Origin of the sequence: Achromobacter sp. GbtcB20, assembly GCF_019091095.1 — a bacterium.
GTDB classification, from domain to species: domain Bacteria; phylum Pseudomonadota; class Gammaproteobacteria; order Burkholderiales; family Burkholderiaceae_B; genus Achromobacter; species Achromobacter mucicolens.
The window spans coordinates 56,137-75,708 of record NZ_JAGXJZ010000018.1 but is presented as its reverse complement, the minus strand read 5'-3'; the positions used below and the strand labels follow the sequence as shown (position 1 = coordinate 75,708).

Genomic DNA, 19,572 nt, shown 5'->3' with positions numbered 1-19,572 from the left:
TCGAGGTTTTGCCGGGTAATGGATAGTGCGGGTACAGCTTGCCGATCACGAGTCAGCCTCCAGTGATTCAGCGATGGAACGGCGTGCGCGCAGGGGCAGGCCGTGTGCTTCGTAGAACTCGCGGCGGGCCATCAGCCACGCTTTGTAGGGCCAGGCTCGGCGCTCGCCCCAGGGGTAGGCGTCCTTGATAGCCTGGTGAGTTTGTTCGTCGCTCAGGCCTTCGGCGCGGCAGCGTTCGAAGACGCTTTGCATGATCTTGTAGGCCGTACGGGCGCGTGCTTCCTGCGCGCCGCGTTGGCGGTTCGCTCGGGTCATTGAAGTCTCCGGGAGAAATTGAGGGCGGGACGCTGGTCGGCCGCCGGCGGCCAGGTGTAGTTCTAAAGCCGTTCTAGTCGTTCGATGGCGTGGATCGCATCCATCAAGCCATCCACAAGCTGGTGCATGTCCGTAGTGGTAAGTGGCGCGGATCCAGTCGGCCCGGCCCCAACCTCCATGGACAGAAGCGCTGTTTTGTCTTCGCCGCACTCGTGCTGTAGGCGCAGGACGCCAGGCAGTCCTACCGGTGCTATGAAAGCAAGTTTGACGTCTACGCGCTTGTTCATAGCACGCGCCCTGGGCTGAAATAGACTTGGACCAGCTTGTAATCGGCGAAGAATAGCGAGATATCCAGCGTCGAGAACAAGTAGCGTCGAATGGTTTCAATATCCATCTGGTTGCCAGCCGCTGACTGCTTGACGAGCAGTGCGACGCGCTCGAACGTATCGCGGGCACTGTTGGCGTGCGTGGTCGTGACAGATCCAGGGTGGCCGGTGTTGAGCGCGTTCAGGTAGTCCCACGCTTCGGGGCCGCGCAGCTCGGACAGGAAGATCCGATCGGGCGAGCTCCGCATGGCGGCCTCGATGCACTCCGTAGCCGTCATCCGGCCCGCGCCTTTGCCGTAGATCATGTGCACGCGGTTGGGATGGTTAGGCAGGAAGAGTTCGTGCACGTCTTCGATGGTCAGGAGACGTTCGAGGGACGGCACGCTGTCGATTAGGCTGCGCGCGAATGTCGTCTTTCCTGAGCCCGTCTTGCCCGCGACAATGATGTTGCGGCATTGAAGGACGGCCCGGCGAAGAAACTGCAGCATGTCACCTGCCTTCTTGAGCTCGAGCAGTTCCTTGTCGTAGTCGGTCAGGCTTTGGACGTTCTCCACGGGCCCGCTCACATCAACCCAGTTGGCAAATGCGCCTTCGGTGGCCAGCTCGTCCAAGGTCTTCACGACACTGCTGTGCTTGCGAATATTGATCGAGAGCGCGCCTTCGATCACCGCAGGCGGCTGGGCGACTTGAGCGCGCTCACCATCCGGCAGCAACAGCGACATGATCGGCGTGAAGTTGACGTTGTTGTAGCTGGCCATGGCGTTCACCAGCGCTTCCAGAAAGCTGAGCGTCAGTTTCGGATCGTGGCGTTCGTGCCAGCGCCCGTGGGATCGCGTGAAGATCACCCCAGGCCGGGTGATCGCGATTTCGCGGACGGCATCATCGGCCAGGTAGCCGGAGATGGGCCGCATCATCTGGCGCAAAGAGGTGTCGCGTCCGCCCGAGTCGATGGGCGAGGCGCTCGAGGAATCTTTCATAGAATGCCTGTTGAATGGGGCCAGGCCCGCCAATGCTTGCACGGACGGGCCTGCCATTAAGCTGAGTGGGTGGCGCCGGCCAGCAGGGCTGCAGTCGCCGGTGCTGCTATCGACGTCACTAGCGCGCGACGGACCGGAGCGTGTATACCGAACTGAAATCCAGATCGCGAGCGACATAGATTCCCAGCCGGCCGCCCTGGTTGCGGTACAGCGTCGGCGGGATGTTGATGGTGTTGTCCAGCACCGTGGTCACCGCGTTGGTAGCCGCATCGCCCGTGGTGTTGAACTGCACCTGGCCGTTGTCACTGCTGCCACGCGAGGTGGCCCACGTGCCCAAATCGCTGATCAGGCTGACCATGATTGCCCCGCCGAATCGCTCAGCGAAGTGCGTGTCAATGAAGCCGTCAAGACCTGCTTCGCCCAGCGGGCCGGTACCCGGCGAGTCCAGGTGAATGACCACGCCCTTGGGGGTCTCCAGTCGGGACCATACGACGCCAACGCGGGGCTGGCCTTGTGCCAAGACGCCCTGCTGGTAGCCGATGAATCGCGTGCCCTTGTCGATCAGCACCACGCGGCCGCTGGTGGAGCGGATATCGTGCGGCGCGTAGCAAGCGAGCATCCCGGCTTGCGCAGTGACGAGCTTGGTTTCCTGGATGCAATCGATCATTGAGCCCTGGGTGATCAGCATGTCCCGGTTGCCAACCAAGCCAGCGCGCGACGCTGAGAGTTTCATGGGCGTGAGCTTGCCGGCCATCGGCCCGCTATCCGCTTCGCGAGGCGCAGGTTGGGGCGATCCTTGCCGGTCGGCTGACTTGCTGCCGTCTTCCTTGGATCCTCTCAGGCCGCTCGTCAGGCGCCGCTGCATGACTGGATCGACCACTACCGCATCGGCCAAGTTGGACAAGGCACCCTTCTGTTCCGTTGGGGGGGCCGCTCCGGGCACGGTCGGCGCCGCAAGTGATGGCTCCGGCGGGGCCGGTGGCGGAGGTGGCGGATCTGGCCGGAGCTTCAGACCAGGAAGCACATTCTCGATCTTCTCTTGCATCGCGGGCGCAGCTTCTTGGGCGGCGGGCGTATTGATTGCTCGCCAACCCACCGTGCCGATTACCATGAACGCCATGAGGATCAGGAGCCACATAAAGGTTTTCGCGCCCTGTTGCATGGGCTTGGCAGTGCCCGACAGGTCCGGACGGCCGCGGCCTTGAATCTCCGCCTGGTGCTCCTCGATTTCGGACACGGCGTCAATGGTTTGACCGGGTTTTTTTCGCCTTTTGAAGAACTTCATGGCGCAGTTTCCTCACGAATGACACGCTGAACTTGTGGCGAGACGGTGCCAGTGGCCAAGCTGCGTGCAACGGGCGGGCCGTCGTTGTGAACGGCCAAGACCTGGTTGCCCACGCGTAAGTGCCATCGCTTGGCGACCCGATGGAGCACCACGGTCTGCTCGTCCTCCATATGACGGTTGACGATCACTTCTTGTCCGTCGGCGTCCACGAAATAGATCGCAGGCAGATCCTGGCCAGGCGCAAAACGAAGCCAAGTCTGCGCACCGTCATCCCACGCGGCCGTCGGCGCCAGGCTTGTGTCGCCGCTCATCGAGTAGGCCTGCCAGTTGATCGCGACGTCGGCGGTGGCGAGATCGCGTTGCACACGGTCGCGCTCTTCTTGGGCGGCGGACTTTGCCTGCTCCAGTTCGGGATAGCGCAGCACCACACGAAATACGCCGCCGCTCTTGCGGGCCTTCTCATACTTCAGCAGGAACGAGTAGTTCCGTTTGGTGGTGATGTAGAGAAGGTTCGTGTCGGCTTGCTCGACGATGGGCTTGAGCAACAGATGCTTGCCCACCTGCTGGAAGTCGTATGCGGCCGAATCGCCAAAGGCGTGGGTCACATAGTCCTCGTCGTCGTTGAGCTGGATTTGGGTTGCGACGCCAAGGGTGGTGTCGACCTGAATGACGTCGGCGGCGTCATAGTCCGTCCAGCGGATTCGCTGATCCTTGGGCGAAGCTGCAGGTCTGTCAAGCGACCAGGCGGGCGCTGCGGCCGCGCAAAGCGCGACCGACAGCACCGCCACGGCCAAGGGCCTGAAGCGGATGTTCATCGGGCGTGTCCCATCTCGAGGTTGCTTTCACGTTGGCGCGACTGCTGGTGCGAATGTTGATGGTCCATTCCCATCTCCGCCTGCTTGTCGTGGTCTGCGTCGCGCACCAGGCCAACGCCGCCCACCGCCTTGAAGGGGTAGCTGATGGCAAGCGCATCTTCGTTGCCGGTCATCTCGAAGGATCGATTCAACGTGTTGCGAGCGTGAACGATGAGGTCGCCGGTTTCGTTGTCACGCTGGATCAGGCAGTTGGGTGTGGTTCCGACGATCGGACCCTTGTACTCGCGCCCGTCTTCGGGCTGGCGGATCTGCCGGTCTTGCTCGCCGTACAACTCCACCGGCCGGCGCGCTTCGCGGATCCGCTCCTCGAAGTGCTTGCCGATGCGGTCGGCGGCCATTACAGCCGTGGGCAAACGCAGGTTCGCATCCTTGTGGAGATGGTCCTTGCAAAGGCGTGCGGCGCCGTAAAGGTCGTTCTTGGCGTACCGCTCGATGTCGCGCAGCAGCGCGGTGCGTTGCGCATTGTCCATGCGGCCCACTTCTTCGAGGCGGCGGGCGAGTTCGTTGATTTGTGCTTTTTGCATGACGATTACCTCAGCGTTTCGACGGCGGTCGAGTAGGAAATGACTTGGAAGCCCAGCGGGTTGTCACGAATCACGCTTTCTGACATCGGCGCGTTGATGAACCTGTAGGCGATGGTGGCAATGAACTGCTCCGTGTTGGGCGAGCGCTGGGGCCCCATTTCGCTTCGCGTGAACCGGACGGTGGCGGTCTGGTTCGGGCCGGGCGTGATGGACCGGACACTGATGACCAGGCGGGTGTGCTCGCCGTACTTCTTGTCCAGCGCTTCACGGCCAGTTCTTGGGTCGTCTTCAAACTTGGCGTGGTACTGCTGTTGCACGTCCGGCGAACTGAACAGCCCGCATCGGTCGTACATGTTTTGAAGGGTGCGCCAGTCGTAGCCTTCGCAGGACAGGACGTACTGCGTGACGAAGTAGCGCGCGAGTCGAGGGCCATAGTCCTCCTGAGCGTCTCCGAGCTGGGACACGTTCTCCACCTCGCCGGTCGCGTCATTGACGCGCACGACGTACGGAGGCTGAGGGGTGAAGCTCATCATGAGTGCGGTCAGTGCGCCGACCGCCAGGAACGCCAGCACAAATGCGGCTGTCGTCACGCGCCATGCTTTCGATCGGGATGACAGGATTTCCGTCAGTAGGTCCCTGTCGAGGGTCCGGTTTCGGTCCAGTTCTTGCTGAAGCGAAAGCTTCGGGTCTTCAAAGGACATGTTGATCCTCCGATTGCCGGCCGAGGTGATGGGGCCGCACGTTTCGTACGGGCGCAAAAGGGCGAGCCGCGGCGAGCGCGGCCAGAATGGCATGCTTCATCGATTCTCCGAAGAGATAGGGGGATTTAGATCTGAGGGGCTGGCTACTGCGCAGCGCAATGAGAAAGGCACAGCGATTGCTGTGCCTTTTACAGGGTCCGGTCGCTGTCGCGTCCTGACCGGCCTACTAAAGATGCTTTGGGAAGTTTTAACGCTCTTGGCGCGCGTCCCGAGTCATAGCCTCGGTCATCTTCATGCCCTGCTGGTAGTCATGCTCCCGGCGCCAATCCCAATTACTCTTTGAGCGGGGCGTTGACATTCCAATCAGGAACAATTGAGACGGCCACTTGAAGCAGAGATACCACAAGGGACGGAGAACCCAAGTCCAAGTCGCCTTGGCAAGGCTCATCCATTGGAAAGCTGATATCGGCTGATCGGGCGCAACACCGGGCGGCACCGATAGCGGCACATCCGTGCCCATCAAGGGGTTCTGAGAAAGTGCCTTTCCCAGCGGCTTTAAAGGATCCATCTATATCCTCGAATTTTTATGCTTGTCAGGGAGGGCCGCGATTGAAACTTAATATTAGCCAATCTTCCCAATGAATGGAACTGCAATTCCGCCGCCGGCGCCGCTGCCAGTTATTTTGGTAGCCACTACTGAGACCTGTTCTAGCATGAACTTGGAGCACATCATGAAGAACACGATAGCCGTGAGCATGGAAAATATATTGATCTGGTCCGCTTTCGATAGATCGATCAAGCCTTGCTGGAGTTGTCCGAACATCCCCATGATGAACATGAAAACCACCATAAAAAGGCCTGCGTAAATAGCGTAGTAGAGGGCCTGGCCGAGCCAGCTGTGGAAGAACTGCTTGGTCGGTTCGAACAGTAGTGCGAGTATGCAAAACGGCCCCATGACTACAACTAAGCCCATCCCAACCTTTACGGTGATTAACACCAGCATCCCAATCGCGCTCATGACCGCTGAGATGATGGTGATGATGACCGAGACAACCACAAAGACAAAGGCCTGAGCGATTTTCTTGATACCGCCCGGCGCGCGCTCTTGCAGTCGCGTGCCTATCTCCGCGCCATTATTCGCCGCGTCATCCATCATTTCAGAAGGGGTCTTGACGGTGCCGGTAAATAGCTTAGCCACGGAAGTAGGCAGATCCAGCATGACACCGACAATCTCCTTTTGATATAGCCCCCCGGTGCCGGCGATGGACACGATGATCACTATGTTGAAGACCCGCCGACACGCATGAAGGACGGGAGTTTGGATCGCCCCGGAGCAGATGAGCCAACCGTACCAGACAAGCGCAACAGACAGGCCAACCGACACGAATGGCAATAGCTTGAGGGTGACCGAAGCGACCATTGGCGTGATGACTTTGGTTAGCATCGTGGTCACCGACTGGTCGATCCAGTTCGCGATTCCACCGAGACTGACCAGGCTAACCCCGGTGGTGGCCATTATCTCGCTCCCGGAAGCGGCGCGCGTATTGCGCTGAGGCTGAAAGAGCTGTCGGCGAGCTTTTGGGCTTGCTGCTCCATCAGGGCTTGCTCGGCCTCGATCTGGCGCGTCAGTGTGTCTGCCCGCGTTTGATCGGCTTGGATGTTGGCCTGCTCGACCAGCAGGCGGGCCTGCAGATCGGCGATCGCCTTCGGATCCTGGCTCTGATTGATCTTGGCCTGCAGCTGGTCCACCTGCTTGACGCGGGCCGTCATCGCCTTTTGCGTCTGCTCCATCATCGCCTGGCTGCGAACCGCGAGTCTTTCGGCCCGGGCGTCCAGATTCTTCTTGTCCTGTTCGTAGTTGCCGGTCAACCGTTCTTCGCGCTCGATGCGCTCCACCACGTCCGAGATTCCGCTTGGTCCGCCGTTTGAGGCACGAAGGATTTCGCGTGCGTCCGCCGGCAGCGCGTCACGAATCGCCGGGTTGTTCAGGATGTCGCCGAGGTTCCGAGTCCCAGTGAGGGCTTCAAGCTGGCGCTTCTAGCTTTCAAGCTGGTCCTTGAGGACAGCAATCTGCTCAGCATACTTTGCCAGCGTCTCGACATGCTTGACTGCCCGGTCGGCGATGCTGGCACCATCCACGACCGGGATGCCGCTCGCGTGCACGGGCGCCAAGGAGTTTGAGAGAAGTACAGCAGCCAGCGCTACGGTGAAGCTTGCGCGCCAGCCGTGGGTCGAGCGGCGTTTTAGGTTGTGCTTCTGGAACATTTTCATCTCCTTGTCGCCTCTTGGGCGAGCTTGAGGTAGTGGGGTAGCCAGAGGGCAGGATCGTCGCCAAGCTTGGCAACTGCAGCCTCAGCGATTTCGGCCAGATCTTCAGACCCGGAGAAGACCAGCAAGGCTTCTGGGCAAGATGAAAGGTCGAGCTCTGCGGTGACTGCTGATTCGTTTTGCTTGACAACGAACTGCCGGCTGAATGGCGGCAGATCCTTGACCATCTTGAAGACGGCCGGAGACAACTTGAATCCCTCGATATACTCCTCGGCGGTCGCCTTGGGGTTCTCGAGAAAGATTGCGGTGGCGGACTGCTGGATAAGCGAACGGCCCACAGGGTTCTCCAGAATCGCCGCTGGCTCCTGTGTTGCGAAAGTGAGAACGCCGTTCTTCTTACGCACCGTGCGACTAGCGTCCTGCATCGAAGCCTGGAAGTACGGTACTTTTAGCGGGTGCTGGACCTCGTCAAAGAAGAGGGCGATCCGCCGACCGTCCATCATCTGGTCTGTGCGGTAGAGCAAGTATGTGATTGCCGCATCCCGGATTGGCCCTTCATCTAAATACTCCGTCAAATCGAAGCCAAAGAGGTTATTGGCGGCTAGGTCCAGCTCGTCTTTGGGGTTGTCGAACAGCCAGCCGTATTCGCCTCCCGCGCACCAGCGTTTGAGGCGCTCTTTCAGACTCAGTTGACCTTCCGGTGATGGCGCAGCAGGGAGAAAATTGATCAAGTTGGACAAGCACCGATCCTCCAGGTCGATGTGCTCCACAAGCTGGTTGACCGCCATGGCGATCTGCTTCTGTTCGGATGCAGTGGGGGCTTCCTCCCCGTTAGCCCCCAGCAGCTTGGTCATGGTGGCCATGAACGCGACGTTCGAAGCGGTGACCGGCAGCTGCAGGTAGTTCCAGCCGGTGTTAACGCCCAGTCGCAGCGGAAAGTACTTACCGCCCATCGCCATGACGGTCACCTGCATGCCCCGATCCTTGTCGAAGACGATGCCCGTGTAGTTGAACTTGCGAGCCTGCGTGATCAGATGTCCCAACAGGACCGTCTTGCCGGCGCCAGACTGCCCGATGATGGACGTGTTCCCGAGGCGGCGCTTGCCGGTTTCGTCGACGTCCTCGAGCGAAGCATGAAAGTTCAAGTAGTAAGGCGTGCCCCCCGTTGTCTTGAGCATCGTGACCGCCGGCCCCCAAGGGTTGCCCGCGGGCTTGCCGAAGAGGTAGTTGTGCATCGATGAGAAGCTCAGGAAGTTCAGCGAGGTAATCGGAGCGGGGCGAGGGCGCCACTTCCAGTTGCCCGGAAGTTGGGCGGCCCACGCAGCCAAGGATGAGCGATCACATAGTCGGCCGATGATCTCTTCGTCGGCCAGCGCGCCACTGATGCTCGCGGCCGCCCGAAGAGCCCGCTCGCTGTCTTCGCCGAAGACCTGGATGGTGGCGTGGTGGTCGCCCATGACGAAGCGGCCTGCGGCCAGCTCATCGCGCGCCTTGTGCAGGTCCGCGATCTGTGACGACGAGTAGTCGCCCGAGTCTTCCAGCCACTTGATCTGGCGTGACAGCGCTTTGAGCCCATCGGGCTTGGACATCGCTCCAAAGGACTGCGACAGCACGAACTCGTGCGGCTGGTTGAGCAGGCAGTTCAGGTGGCCCGCTTTGGTGGTGTTGGAGTATTCACGTAGTTCCAGCATCACATAGCGCCGTGTCCAGTCGGGCCCGCGCATTTCGCCCAGCTCACCGTGTGTGGAGAAGAACTGCCGGCTGGTCGGCAGGTAGTTGTAGAGGCGGGCATTGACCAGCGGCACGGGCTGCATCTTGCCGTTGAGCAAAAAGCCAAGGAATTCGGCGGGCTCCGAGAACCGCGACTTTCGACGTGTTGCCTCCTCCCCGCCCGTGTCGTGCGGAGATTCTCGCTCCACGATGGATAGCAGTTCGGGCGAATAGCGCTTGAGCGATCCACCGAGCTTGCGGTTGACGTCATCTAGCTGCTCGATAGCCTGGTTCTGCCACGCGAGCGCTGAGCGCGCCGTGCGTTTTTCGAATTTTGACAGAATGCGCAGGGCTGGATCGATCTGGGCCCGCATGATCACGGTCAGGTACATTTCGTTGATCATCGGCGGCTTGCCTGCGAAGACCTTGCGGTACGCGGCGTCGTGATCGCGAGAGAACTGATCCGGATACTCGCTTTCGGGGTACTCGGACACCCGGCGCCGGACCAGGTGCGACCATATCCCGAATCCGGTTGGGAACCCCCGAAACACGTTGTTCAGTTCCTCGACCCAGCGGCAGTGTTCTTCATCGCTGTAGCCTTGGAACGTGCGTCCATCGATACGCCACACCGAGAGGTATTCCCAGTCGCGGGTTGCAATGATGGTCGGGGTGACGTGATGGGAGTAGGGGACAAATGTGCCGACTGGCGGTTCATACGCCGGCAGCGTCGCGATGGATTGTTGTGTCATCGATCGTGAACTCCAAGCCATCGGGCCCAGGGGCGCCGCCGGCTGTAGGGTGTTGGCGTGAGGGAGATCGCGCCCCAGAAGCGCTTGTTCTTCGCCAGAAACTTAGTTTTGACCCAAAGCTCCCAGATCCAGAAGGCGCGATCATCATTGCGGCTCAGAATCGCCATCACCGGGTAAAGGACGGGAAATAGCAGCCAGCCCCACAGCGTGAATGAAGCGGCGGTGACGGTCAGGAAGACCAGTCCAGCAAATGCCCGTGTGGGCACTCCCCCGGGGACGGTGGCGACGCGGGTGGCACCCTTGAAAAGTGGGAAGCGGTTGGGCGGCACTTCTGACCCCACCGCGACTGGGGCGGCTGCAGCTCGGGCTTTGGCCTTTTGCTTGGGCGAGGTAGCCATCAACCGAAGGCCAGCTTGATGATGCCGCCAGCGATGGCACCGGCAAAGACGATACCCACTGCCCACTGGTAGGCGGTTTCCTTGCGGATCACGTCGAACGAATAGAGGATGCCGATAATGCCGGCGGAGACAAGGCCAATGACAGGGATGATGAGCCAAAGCCAGTCTTTGATCTTCTGCACGGCGGTGGTGGCCTTCTCGAACTGTGCCATCGCCAGTTCCGGTTGCAGCAGGAGGAGCACTGCCAGGGTTGCGTATGCCAGGGCGGCAAGCGTGCGGTGGCTCTTGGGCTGCGAGCGGACGGGGAGGGCGTTGGATGCTGCGGTCATTTGAGACTCCAAGGGGTGACGCCACCTGGCGATGAGCGAGGCGGCATTCGTTGAGGTAGAAAAAAGGGAGGAGCCGGTGTTTAGCGGCTAAACATCGGCCAGGGGTAGACGACTATTGCGCCGTGAGGCGCGAGGCCGGCGTCGGGACGGGCCTGCCGAATACGGCATCTGTGCGTGGTTCGAATGCGTCTTTGCGGGGTGCTGCGAAAGCGTCGTTGCGAGGCTTCTGAAAGGCATCCGGCTTGGACGGCTTTCGAGGCGGCGCGCTGCTGGTCTTGGGATCGGGATTGGCGGACGCGCCTCCCTCTTTCACGATGGCGGGGACCGCCAGACCTGCGCCGGCGATGACCTTGCCGACATAGCCATTCCTGAAGCCGGAGGTTAGGTTGCCCGTGTTGTAGCAGCTGAATGCCGCATATAGCGCGTTCTGCCCCGCTCCGTGCAGCTTCGCCGCTCTCTTGTAGCAGTCGACCAGCACCCGCTGCGCGGAGGCCAGGTTGACGCACGGATCAAAAATCGACTCGGGCGTCACGCCAAGCCACTTCCAGTTGCGCACGTTGATCTGGCCGTAGCCGACGTCGAAGTCGACGCCCTGCGCGATGAGATCACGCACCGCCTGGACTGCCTCCTCTTTGGACTTAGGGCGGATGCTGCGATGCGGCTTGGCGTTGACGCCGATGGCCAGGGGATTAAAGCCCGACTCATGCCGAACCACCGCGCTCAGCGTACTGATATGCACGTCAGGCGCGCACTGCCGGGCGAGCGTGGGAAAGTCCATTGTCTAGTTCCCCCCGCTTCCTGAGCCGTTGAGCCACTCTTCATGTTTCTTGCGGTCGGCGAGCTCCTTCTCGTATTTGGCGAGTTCCCGGTCATAGTCCTTCGCCTCGACCCAATAGCCCCGCTCTTCCGGCGTGCCCACGTACCGGGGCAGGTCGTCGTCGAAGGCGGTGTATTCGTGCGAGCTATACGCGTTGCAATAGCCGGGGCGCTTGTTGCTGATAATGGGATACCCGTCGTCGGTGGACCCCTGCCACCTGCCGAGACCGGCATTCAAGGAGACTGCATCGCAGCGCCCCGCGCCCTGCGATATCGCGCGCACCAGGTCGCTCATTTCCTTTGAGTCTCCGGAGGCGGGGCAAAGCGATAGGAAGTCATGCCGGGCACTGAGGGTGTCCGACAGCTTCTTCTTGTTTATCCCGAAGTAGCGGGACAGGGAGGGTGAACACTCGCTGGGGCGTGAGCCACTGGAAAGACACAAGATCGCTTCGCAGGCCAGGCGGGTATCGCCCGTCAGAACATCCGCCGCGAAGGCGGTACCCACGCCAGTCGAGTACGACACTGCAAAAACAAGGAGCGCCATCAGGCGCCGCAGGATGTGCATGTTGATTTCCTCCGATCAATGGCAGATGTCGTAGCTGCCGACATCGATGACGGTGTTCTTTTGGCGCGTCTCCGTGGTGACGGTGCATCCGTTGACGGAAGTGATGTTGACCACGCGCGTGGCGCCAACGCAGTAATCGAGGTCGCCTCCGGTGCTGCTATCGCAACTGCCGTACAGTTCCGCCGTGAGATTGCCGTTGGAAAGCTGACAGTGGCCGAACGAGCCACTCTCCCCGCGCCTGGTCACTGACTCCCCTGGGGCCATCAGGAGGCCGAACCAGATGGGAGAGTTCGAATTCCCGCTGCCCGCCGTGGTGCCAGAGGCGTAGGTGCAATTCAACGTGGCTGAGGGTCGATGAATGGTGACGCCGAAGCGTGTTCCGTAATAGACCATCATGCCTTTTGCCAGATTCGGTGGAAGGGTGGAAGTGTTGTTCGTTTCCCCCGATTCCGCGCCGTTCGCGGCGGCGATCAATGTGTCCACGACACCCGACAAGCGAGATGCCGTGCACGAGTCCTGCCACGGCCCCCAAGGCTCATACGCGACGTCGTATGCGTTGGCCTGCAGGATGTATGCGGTCCGGTAACGGGTGCGATTCCCGGTGAAGCCGGCCGGGCACGCGGCCGATTCGGGTTGGGATTCAGCCCGTCGGCAGCCGCCGTAGGTGGTGTGCCAGGCATAGCCGGCCACGCATCCGCCCGGGGGCAGCGGTGCACCCTGGGTGACCAGAATGTTCATGTGAGTCAGATCCGTCTTGAGCTGCACGTCGGCCTGTTTGCCCGGCGGATCTGCAGCGGCTGCGGCGTGGCTTGAGACCAGGAGCGCGGCCAGTGCGAGCGCGCGCCTGCCCCAGCACTTGAGTGTGTGGAAATTCATGCTTGCCTCAAAGGTGATGAGTGCGTCCAGGTCGGACGCACAAAGCGAGCGGACTGCTCAGTTCTTGCAGCCCTGGATGACGGCGGCGCGAGCGTTAGCGCCGGCCGGCGAAATGACAACCCGGTCGCCAGCGATGGCCAGCGTCTGGCCGACCCGCACGTAGCTGGAGCCAGAGTTTTGGAAGCTTCCTGCGAAGGTCCCGTTCACAGCAACCGCGCCGGCGGCGTTGACTGAGCCGGACCCTTGGATGGAACCACCCACCGAGCCGCCAACGTTGACGTCGCTCCCCGTGACGGTGACGTCCAGGGACTGGATCGACGCATAGCGCCATGGCGTCTGACCTGCTGGGCAGGAAAGGGCAGGTATTGCCGCATCGCTGGGCAGGTTGCTGTACACGCCTGTGATCACGTGACCGAAGGGCGTGAACCACACCCCACCCGTGCAAACCGCGAGCATCTTGTTGGCAGTCGATGCGTAGAGGCCCTCCACAGTGCACGCCGCGCCTTGGGCGACCGACGTGTTGAGCAGCAAGCCTTTGTTGCTCTGGATCGTCTCTCCCACGGTCAGCGTGTTGTGCAGCGTGACGGGCCGGGTTTCTCCATGTCGCACGAACTGGCCGAAGGGTGTGGCGTCCAGGCTTGCAGCGATGACGGCATGCCCTGGCTGCGCCCCGAAATCAAACCAGGCACGCGGAATGTCCATCAGCGGACCTCGGACACTATTCGACCCGCGGGCGTCGTGGCCACCGTATCCTTCGGCGGCGAGAATGACCTTGCTCAGGAGGGTTTGGTCAAAATCGCCGCGGCTGCCCGCAGGCGGCGTGCATTCGGCGCCTTGCCGCAGGCTGCGCGCCGTGCTGATGGGATGGCAAGCATAGACAAAGGCGCTTGTACGGCAATCAGCGCCTGGGCATGCGCCCTGTCGGACCAGAATGAACCGCGCTACGTCTCCCAAGCTCGGGTATCTCGGGATGGTCGCCGGCAGGAGCCCTAGCGCCGTGAGGTCGGACAGCCCGCCCCGCGCCACTTGTGCGCCTCCCACGCTGGCCCAGGCTAGAGCTGGAGGCGTGGGATACGAACCAGCGGGCAAATCGGTGAGGTCTTCGCCGCGCAGCCAAGCCTCATGCTTTAACTGTAGATCGACCACCGCGCCCCGGATTTGCATCAGGTAACGGCCGGTCGCTTCAGCGGCGCCCTCGTCTGCCTTGCGTCTGACTTCCTTCGCCGCGAATACAGCCAGCAACATGACGAGTAGTAGGGCGACAGTGACCTCGACGAGCGTGAAGCCTGCCTGGGTGGGCGCGCGCGCCCGCGTCCTGCAGGACAGCGGTGATTGAATTAATTGCATTGGATCGCCTCGTTTGAGAGCCCGTGCGGGCGTGCTGGTGGCACGCCCCTCACGCGGTCCCAGAGAATCAGCGTGTGGCGAAGACGAAGGTGTTGTTGTCGCCATTGACGCAGAGGTTTTGGGCGGTGACGGCGTTGAACGTCCCAGACTCACTGTTGGCACCCAAGGTTTTCGCGACTGTGCCGTTTACGCTGATCATCTCGGAAATGCCGTTCATGGTGGAGGCGAGAACGGGGCAGGCGCGATGGTTGACGTTCGTCAGCGTTAGGGAGAATGCGCTTCCGGCCGCGCCGCCACCCAGCGCGGCCGGCGCGATAGTGATCGTTCCGTTTGAGCCCACGCCTGTACCGCCGAGGCGGTGTGCAACCGTGTTCCCGGTCACCTTGAAAACCGTGGAGTCCCGCAGCGACGGCGCCAAGTTCTGCGCGTTGTCGATCGCCGAGTAAGGCGTGGCCGAGTCGCCTTCGCTCATGATCCGGGCCGTGGACATGAACCGCTGCAACTCGCCGGCGGCTGCAGGCACGCGGCCTTGGATGAAGAATCCTTTCACAGAGGGAAAGCCGACGATGGCGAGGATGATGACGATGGCGATGACCGCGCCTACTTCGACCAGCGTCCAACCGCCCTGACGGCGCAGGTCTGCAGATTTGGCGCGTTGGATGGCGCGCTCGGTCGCGATGTTGTGCTTTTGCATCTGAATTCCGTTTGTTCGAATAAGTTTTCACCACGAGCATTCGTGGTGGCGAGTTGCTACATTGCGTCGATCATCAAGGCGTTGCGCATGTCCATGATCACGCTTTGATGCCAAAAAAAGAGGCCAGCCATGACGAGGACGGCGCAGATGAGCGTTGCCCATCGCAGGACCTTTGCGCGGTCTTCAACGCGCTTGAGAATGGTGGTCTCCATGCGTGCGCGGGTCTTCTGCAGGCCTGCGTCCAAGCCAAGCGTGTTCGAGAGGTCTTCGAGATACCAGTAGATCTCTCGATCGAGCAGGCCAACGTCAAATATTGCGGCGCCTTTTTTTGCGTCGTCGAGTCGATTCTGGATAGCCTGAAGCCGGTGGCTAAGCCAACGGGAGGCCCCCGGTAACTGCAGCTCTATCGCTTGACGGATCTGCATGACCTTGCCAGCGCGGGGCTTTACGGCGGTTGCCGCGGTGCTTACCACGGCAATGGCTTGAACGTCCCGGTAGAGCCGATACGGTCCCCACTTGTCGAGCCAACGGCGTAGCGGGTTGTCCATATAGGGAAACGAGAGATAGACGGCAACGCCGAGGGCGATCGATATCAACCACAGTCGAATACCTTTGTCCCGAATCCACTGCGCCATGTCGAAGAACGCCTGGGTCGACGGACTGAGCAGCTCAAACCGTATGTCTGGCATGGCGTCCTGCAGCATTGGTGCGGTGAGGTAGGGGACCGCGAGCATGACCATCGCCCACACCAGTAGCAGCATTAGGGCGGCCACCGCCAGCGTGCCGACGAGGATTGCCCTAAGCTGGGCCGTCACCCGCACGACGGCGGCCATGTCGCGCAGGCCGCCCGCGAATACCGCTTGCCCTTGAGTTTGCAGCGAGACAAATTCCGCTACTTCTCGCGGTGGAAGCGTGCGGTGAAGCGTCCTGCCAAGCTCGCCGGTTTCCACGATACGGTGAGCCCAGTAAGCCGACAGGACGCCGCGGGCGCTTTTGCCGTAGCGCTGCGCGTCAGCTTCAAGAATGCTCAGGAACGTCCGGCGACCCTGGGTGTCCTCCGTCATGTCGGCCAAGTATTCGTACCAGTCCGCACGGGCCCGCGAGAACTTGTTGGCAGCTTGGCCGACCCGCGTGAAGTAGAAGGGAATCTTCATCCCTTTTTCCTTTGGCGCAGAAGTGTTGCGTACGCCGTGAAATGAGGCTCAATGTCCCGGGGGTCGATCATTCCCTGGCTCATCTTGTAGACGGCGCATTCCATGGTGGACTTGCCTTCCATATCGGGCTCGTCGTACCGGGCGGTGCGCTGGCTGGCGAAGATCGCTCTCAGGCGGATCTCGTCGCCGTTTGCGATGGCTCGAAGCGCATCGGGATCACTAGAGGGCTCGAAGAGTTCAGCTACTGCGGTGCGACTCGCGTAGCCGAAGAGTTCCGGGATCCCCTTCTTGCGGCAGTGTTCGCAGCCGTCCGGGTTGCGGATCTTGAGCGAATCGCTGCCGAAGTCGTATAGGGCTTCGATGCCCGCCAAGTACTGTTGCCATGTACCGCGATCTCGTTTGATGCCCATCCGATCCTGGGCACCGTCAAGGAGTGCCACGGCGGGAAGGGCGCAGCGGCACAGTTTGGGCATCAGGGCTTGGTGAACGAGCAGCTTCAAAACGCCAGGGGTTCCCAGCGTGCTGCGCGGTATTCCGATTTCGCTGGAGGCAAAGCGCTGCGGAATGGCAAGCGCACTTCCCACGTGCGTCGTGCAGTAAAGGTTGCTGCCCGAGAGCACGATGTCCTGAAATGCAGCGCCTGTGAGCACATCGCGAATCTCCCCGAGAAAGACGTCACTCGCGGCCGCTCGCTTGAGCGCCATGAGCTTCGATTTCATCGTTTCGCGGTCGGAGCCATCCAGAGAGCGCGAAACGCTGGCTTGGAGCACTGCCTCAAGGATGAGTTCGACGGGATCCTCGATAGACATGACCTTGCGCGTTCTCGGCAGACGCACAATCAGTTGGGCAATGCTCACCGTCTTTCCGGAGCCAGGGATGCCGCCCATGACGATGGCGCCGCCCATGCTGCGCATCGCCCGCTCGAACTGGGCGACTTGAGAGGGGAGATAGCCGAGGGCTGACATGTCCACCTTTTGCACCTTGGAGTCCACGTCGAGCAAGCGCAGCGTGATGGACGGCCCCTTGTCTGCAATGAATGAACCCCAGCGAAGCATGTAGCTGCGCTCGTCCACCACCTCGTACAGCCGACCCTGTTGCTCGTTGGCCATGTCAAGGAATAGGCCGTTCCCGCCGCTGACATCCAGCCAGGCAACGCTGGCCATGTCGAGGAGTTGCTGCGTGGGCATCGCTAGATGTTCAGGCGTGGTGTACTGGCCGTCGATGGTGGCGCTGATGCGCGATTTCGCGGCCGTGGTGTCGATGTTCAGATGCAGATCGCTCGCATCGTTGCGTACCGCCCAGGACACGATGTCGTAAAACCCTTGGCGAACTGCCGACTTTTCCTTTTGGCCTCGGATCCGGGAGCTTCGCTGTATCACGTCTTGGGCCTGCATCCGCTCTCTGACAAGGGTCAGCAGAATGACCGGGTTGATCGTGTAGATCTGGACCGGGCCTTTGGCGGCGTCGATGGCGCGCTGTTCGACGGCGCGAAAGATGTCGGTGTCGACTTCGCGCGGTTTGACGAAAACGACATAGCGCGGTCCCTCGAGCTCGGCGACACATGCGGTGACCGCCGATGTCGAGCCGCACCAATCGACCTTGAGCGTCCTGAACGCCGGCTGCATTTGCGTAATGTCTTCGAACGAATCGATGTGCTGGTAGGCGTCACCGGTGGACACTGCAGGAGTCGATGCGTGCATGTCCAGCACCGGCATTTCCTCTTGTTCGCGCAGGCTGACATGCACCGTGCGCTTGAGCCGCCGCACCAACTGAATGAGGCTTGAGATCATGGTGTTCCTCGATTTAGGCAAAAGGTGACGACATCCTGGGACTGGTCAACGAAGCTGGCGCACGGTTGAGATACGGCCTGCAGGCGCAGTCCGAGGTCGACGCCGGCGACAGGCTCGGCGTAGCCGCTGCGGTAATGCGCCCGCCGGCCCGCCTGGTCGATCATCACCGTCAGCTGCTTTCCGACGCCTGTGATGGCGAGAAGCCGTGGCGGCGCGACAACGGGCGTTGCGTCAGGATCGGGTTTGGCGGCCTGGGCAGCAGGTGGGCCGGAAGCGGCAAGCTGCGCGCCTCCGCCTTTTACGGTTTGCGCCTTGCGATTCTCCTCATCGAGTGCGCGCTGGGCATCGAGCTCAAGCAGTTCTTGAACGGTTTGGGGAACAAGCTGGCTCAGGCTGGCGACATCGACGCCGGCGCCGACCACCCCGACCTGTGCCGACACCGAAAGAGGGACGGCGAGGGCGACGGTGGCGCCGGCGGCGGCAAACACGAGCCAGCCTTGCCGCTTGCGTTCAGGGCGATTCAACATAGATGGTTCCTTTGAGCGTTGTGACGAAGGCGCTCGTCGTGAGTCCCGGAGTGGTGTCCGGCGTAAAGCGCATCTGCAACTGCGTGACTTCTGAGGTACGCGGAAGCGCCAAGCCGTACAGGGAGCGCAGCGGCGCGTTGATGACGAGCGCGCGCGTTGCCGGAAGCTTGATCTCCTTGGGCCGGATTACGGGTTGTTCCAACCCGTTGGCAAGCTTGACGTTCGGTACCGTAATCGGCACTTGTCCCGGCGCAGACAGCGACAGGTCCTGCAGCGCTGGGCGCAGTGCCTGCCAGGACGGCTCCCAAACCTGCCGCATCGCCTTTGCGTCGGGAAGTTCCGCCAGCAGCACCGGCTGAGGCGCCAACCCCGCAGGGATGGTCCAGGAGGCGTTTGCGGTCTCCAGATCAACATGCTCGATCTTCCAAGTGGGCGGTAGGGCCGTGCGCAGGGTGCGATTGTCCGCAAGCCGCGTTCGTTGGTATTTAGCGACGCAACTGCGCACCGGCGGTCGGCAGTCCACCTCGACAAGCCTCCAGCGGCCGGGCGCGGTGGGCACATCCTCCAGTTGTTGCAGCAGCGGGGCTAGACCCGGCTCTCCTAGCGTTCGAGCGGTCTTTGCCCACGCAGCGATTGCCTTTTTCCACAACGTTGCAGGGTCAACTTCGGGCTGCGCGGCCAGCATCTCCTGTGCAATTCGCGCTTGCCGCTCCTCCCAGTAACTCATGCCGATGTCCCAGGCCTCGTACACCAGAAATAGGCCCAGGAGGGTCCACCAGAACGGCGAGACCATCGCGAGACTGAAGCCGGCTCGGCGCAGGGACGACTGCTGGTTGGTGTGAGCTGCTAGCTGTTGCAGGGAGAACGGCCGTGACTGCGTGCGGTGGTCCCCGTGCACCTGCGCCTCGCCGTAGCGCGCCAGCGCCTCATCGAGCGCGCGCTGTGCCGCCTGCAGATCTGCAAAGACCGCGTCTCCGCCCGTCTGGACCACACCAGCAACAATGACGGCAATCCATACGGATTTGTCGGGCAGATTGAGCGCCACGATGTGGGTGCCGTGACGATGCATCTGTGCAAACGCGGCGGCCGCCGAGAATAGGATGGCGCGCGTCTTTGCGCGACGCTCCTTGCCTTTGGCGATGAGAAGCCCGACGGAAGGGCTGCGGGCATCGCTGTGGACAAAGTGTGTGGCCTTCACCTTGCGTGCCAGCCGCAGCGCTTCTTTCTGCGGATCCTCGCCGAGGACCGTCTGCCATCGAACTCCGAAGACAAGCTGATTCGATGTACCGGGGATGGCGACGAGCCGGTAACTCAGCCGCCGCGGGGTCTTCTCACGTCGTGCCACG

Annotated in this window: 20 protein-coding genes and 1 pseudogene; all 21 read right to left on the bottom strand. The window is 61.5% G+C overall.

Annotation, left to right across the window (positions count from 1 at the left end; all coding sequences use genetic code 11):
* Positions 1-45: 45 nt before the first annotated feature.
* Positions 46-315 carry a hypothetical protein gene (locus KVT32_RS21045; protein ID WP_152385225.1) on the bottom strand — a complete coding sequence of 90 codons (270 nt, stop codon included), beginning with the start codon at positions 313-315 and terminating at the stop codon, positions 46-48.
* Between the two features lie 283 nt (positions 316-598).
* Positions 599-1,618 (bottom strand): P-type DNA transfer ATPase VirB11, encoded by a 1,020-nt coding sequence (gene virB11 / locus KVT32_RS21040; RefSeq protein ID WP_152385224.1) that lies wholly within the window; start codon positions 1,616-1,618, stop codon positions 599-601.
* 118 nt (positions 1,619-1,736) lie between these two features.
* Complete coding sequence (gene virB10, locus KVT32_RS21035) at positions 1,737-2,903, bottom strand: type IV secretion system protein VirB10 (protein WP_152385223.1); 1,167 nt, start codon at positions 2,901-2,903, stop codon at positions 1,737-1,739.
* Entirely contained in the window at positions 2,900-3,718 is an 819-nt protein-coding gene (locus KVT32_RS21030; protein ID WP_152385222.1) for a TrbG/VirB9 family P-type conjugative transfer protein, read from the bottom strand. Before KVT32_RS21030 ends, virB10 begins: the two co-directional genes overlap by 4 nt.
* Complete coding sequence (locus KVT32_RS21025; RefSeq protein ID WP_152385221.1) at positions 3,715-4,302, bottom strand: hypothetical protein; 588 nt, start codon at positions 4,300-4,302, stop codon at positions 3,715-3,717. Before KVT32_RS21025 ends, KVT32_RS21030 begins: the two co-directional genes overlap by 4 nt.
* Before the next feature lie 5 nt (positions 4,303-4,307).
* Positions 4,308-5,003, bottom strand: coding sequence for a virB8 family protein (locus KVT32_RS21020; protein ID WP_152385220.1), 696 nt, complete (start codon positions 5,001-5,003; stop codon positions 4,308-4,310).
* A 622-nt stretch (positions 5,004-5,625) separates the two neighbouring features.
* Entirely contained in the window at positions 5,626-6,519 is an 894-nt protein-coding gene (locus KVT32_RS21015; protein ID WP_152385219.1) for a type IV secretion system protein, read from the bottom strand.
* A pseudogene (locus KVT32_RS21010) lies at positions 6,519-7,028 on the bottom strand (type IV secretion system protein); the annotation flags it as partial. The gene KVT32_RS21015 and the pseudogene KVT32_RS21010, both read right to left, overlap by 1 nt.
* A 12-nt stretch (positions 7,029-7,040) precedes the next feature.
* The gene (locus KVT32_RS21005; RefSeq protein WP_217618825.1) at positions 7,041-7,268 is read right to left on the bottom strand and encodes a hypothetical protein; all 228 of its coding nucleotides are present in this window, start codon (positions 7,266-7,268) and stop codon (positions 7,041-7,043) included.
* A gap of 2 nt (positions 7,269-7,270) precedes the next feature.
* On the bottom strand, positions 7,271-9,730 hold the full coding sequence (locus KVT32_RS21000) for a VirB4 family type IV secretion/conjugal transfer ATPase (RefSeq protein ID WP_152385217.1): 2,460 nt from the start codon (positions 9,728-9,730) through the stop codon (positions 7,271-7,273).
* The gene (locus KVT32_RS20995) at positions 9,727-10,128 is read right to left on the bottom strand and encodes a type IV secretion system protein VirB3 (protein ID WP_217618824.1); all 402 of its coding nucleotides are present in this window, start codon (positions 10,126-10,128) and stop codon (positions 9,727-9,729) included. Before KVT32_RS20995 ends, KVT32_RS21000 begins: the two co-directional genes overlap by 4 nt.
* Positions 10,128-10,457: a TrbC/VirB2 family protein gene (locus KVT32_RS20990; RefSeq protein WP_152385215.1), complete on the bottom strand. Its 330-nt coding sequence runs from the start codon at positions 10,455-10,457 to the stop codon at positions 10,128-10,130. The genes KVT32_RS20995 and KVT32_RS20990 overlap by 1 nt, the downstream gene beginning before the upstream one ends.
* A 112-nt stretch (positions 10,458-10,569) precedes the next feature.
* Positions 10,570-11,235, bottom strand: coding sequence for a lytic transglycosylase domain-containing protein (locus KVT32_RS20985; RefSeq protein ID WP_152385214.1), 666 nt, complete (start codon positions 11,233-11,235; stop codon positions 10,570-10,572).
* A 3-nt stretch (positions 11,236-11,238) separates the two neighbouring features.
* Positions 11,239-11,838 (bottom strand): TrbM/KikA/MpfK family conjugal transfer protein, encoded by a 600-nt coding sequence (locus KVT32_RS20980; RefSeq protein ID WP_227741279.1) that lies wholly within the window; start codon positions 11,836-11,838, stop codon positions 11,239-11,241.
* Between the two features lie 15 nt (positions 11,839-11,853).
* Positions 11,854-12,714, bottom strand: a complete 861-nt coding sequence (locus tag KVT32_RS20975; protein ID WP_152385213.1) for a hypothetical protein — start codon at positions 12,712-12,714, stop codon at positions 11,854-11,856.
* A 57-nt stretch (positions 12,715-12,771) separates the two neighbouring features.
* Positions 12,772-14,061 carry a prepilin-type N-terminal cleavage/methylation domain-containing protein gene (locus KVT32_RS20970; protein WP_180098137.1) on the bottom strand — a complete coding sequence of 430 codons (1,290 nt, stop codon included), beginning with the start codon at positions 14,059-14,061 and terminating at the stop codon, positions 12,772-12,774.
* 67 nt (positions 14,062-14,128) lie between these two features.
* A complete protein-coding gene (locus KVT32_RS20965; protein ID WP_152385211.1) occupies positions 14,129-14,755 on the bottom strand; it encodes a type 4 pilus major pilin in 627 nt (208 codons plus the stop codon).
* A 56-nt stretch (positions 14,756-14,811) separates the two neighbouring features.
* Positions 14,812-15,909, bottom strand: coding sequence for a hypothetical protein (locus KVT32_RS20960; protein ID WP_152385210.1), 1,098 nt, complete (start codon positions 15,907-15,909; stop codon positions 14,812-14,814).
* Entirely contained in the window at positions 15,906-17,699 is a 1,794-nt protein-coding gene (locus KVT32_RS20955; protein ID WP_152385209.1) for an ATPase, T2SS/T4P/T4SS family, read from the bottom strand. Before KVT32_RS20955 ends, KVT32_RS20960 begins: the two co-directional genes overlap by 4 nt.
* The gene (locus KVT32_RS20950) at positions 17,696-18,226 is read right to left on the bottom strand and encodes a hypothetical protein (protein WP_152385208.1); all 531 of its coding nucleotides are present in this window, start codon (positions 18,224-18,226) and stop codon (positions 17,696-17,698) included. The genes KVT32_RS20955 and KVT32_RS20950 overlap by 4 nt, the downstream gene beginning before the upstream one ends.
* Positions 18,210-19,571 carry a hypothetical protein gene (locus KVT32_RS20945; protein WP_152385207.1) on the bottom strand — a complete coding sequence of 454 codons (1,362 nt, stop codon included), beginning with the start codon at positions 19,569-19,571 and terminating at the stop codon, positions 18,210-18,212. Before KVT32_RS20945 ends, KVT32_RS20950 begins: the two co-directional genes overlap by 17 nt.
* Position 19,572: the final 1 nt, after the last annotated feature.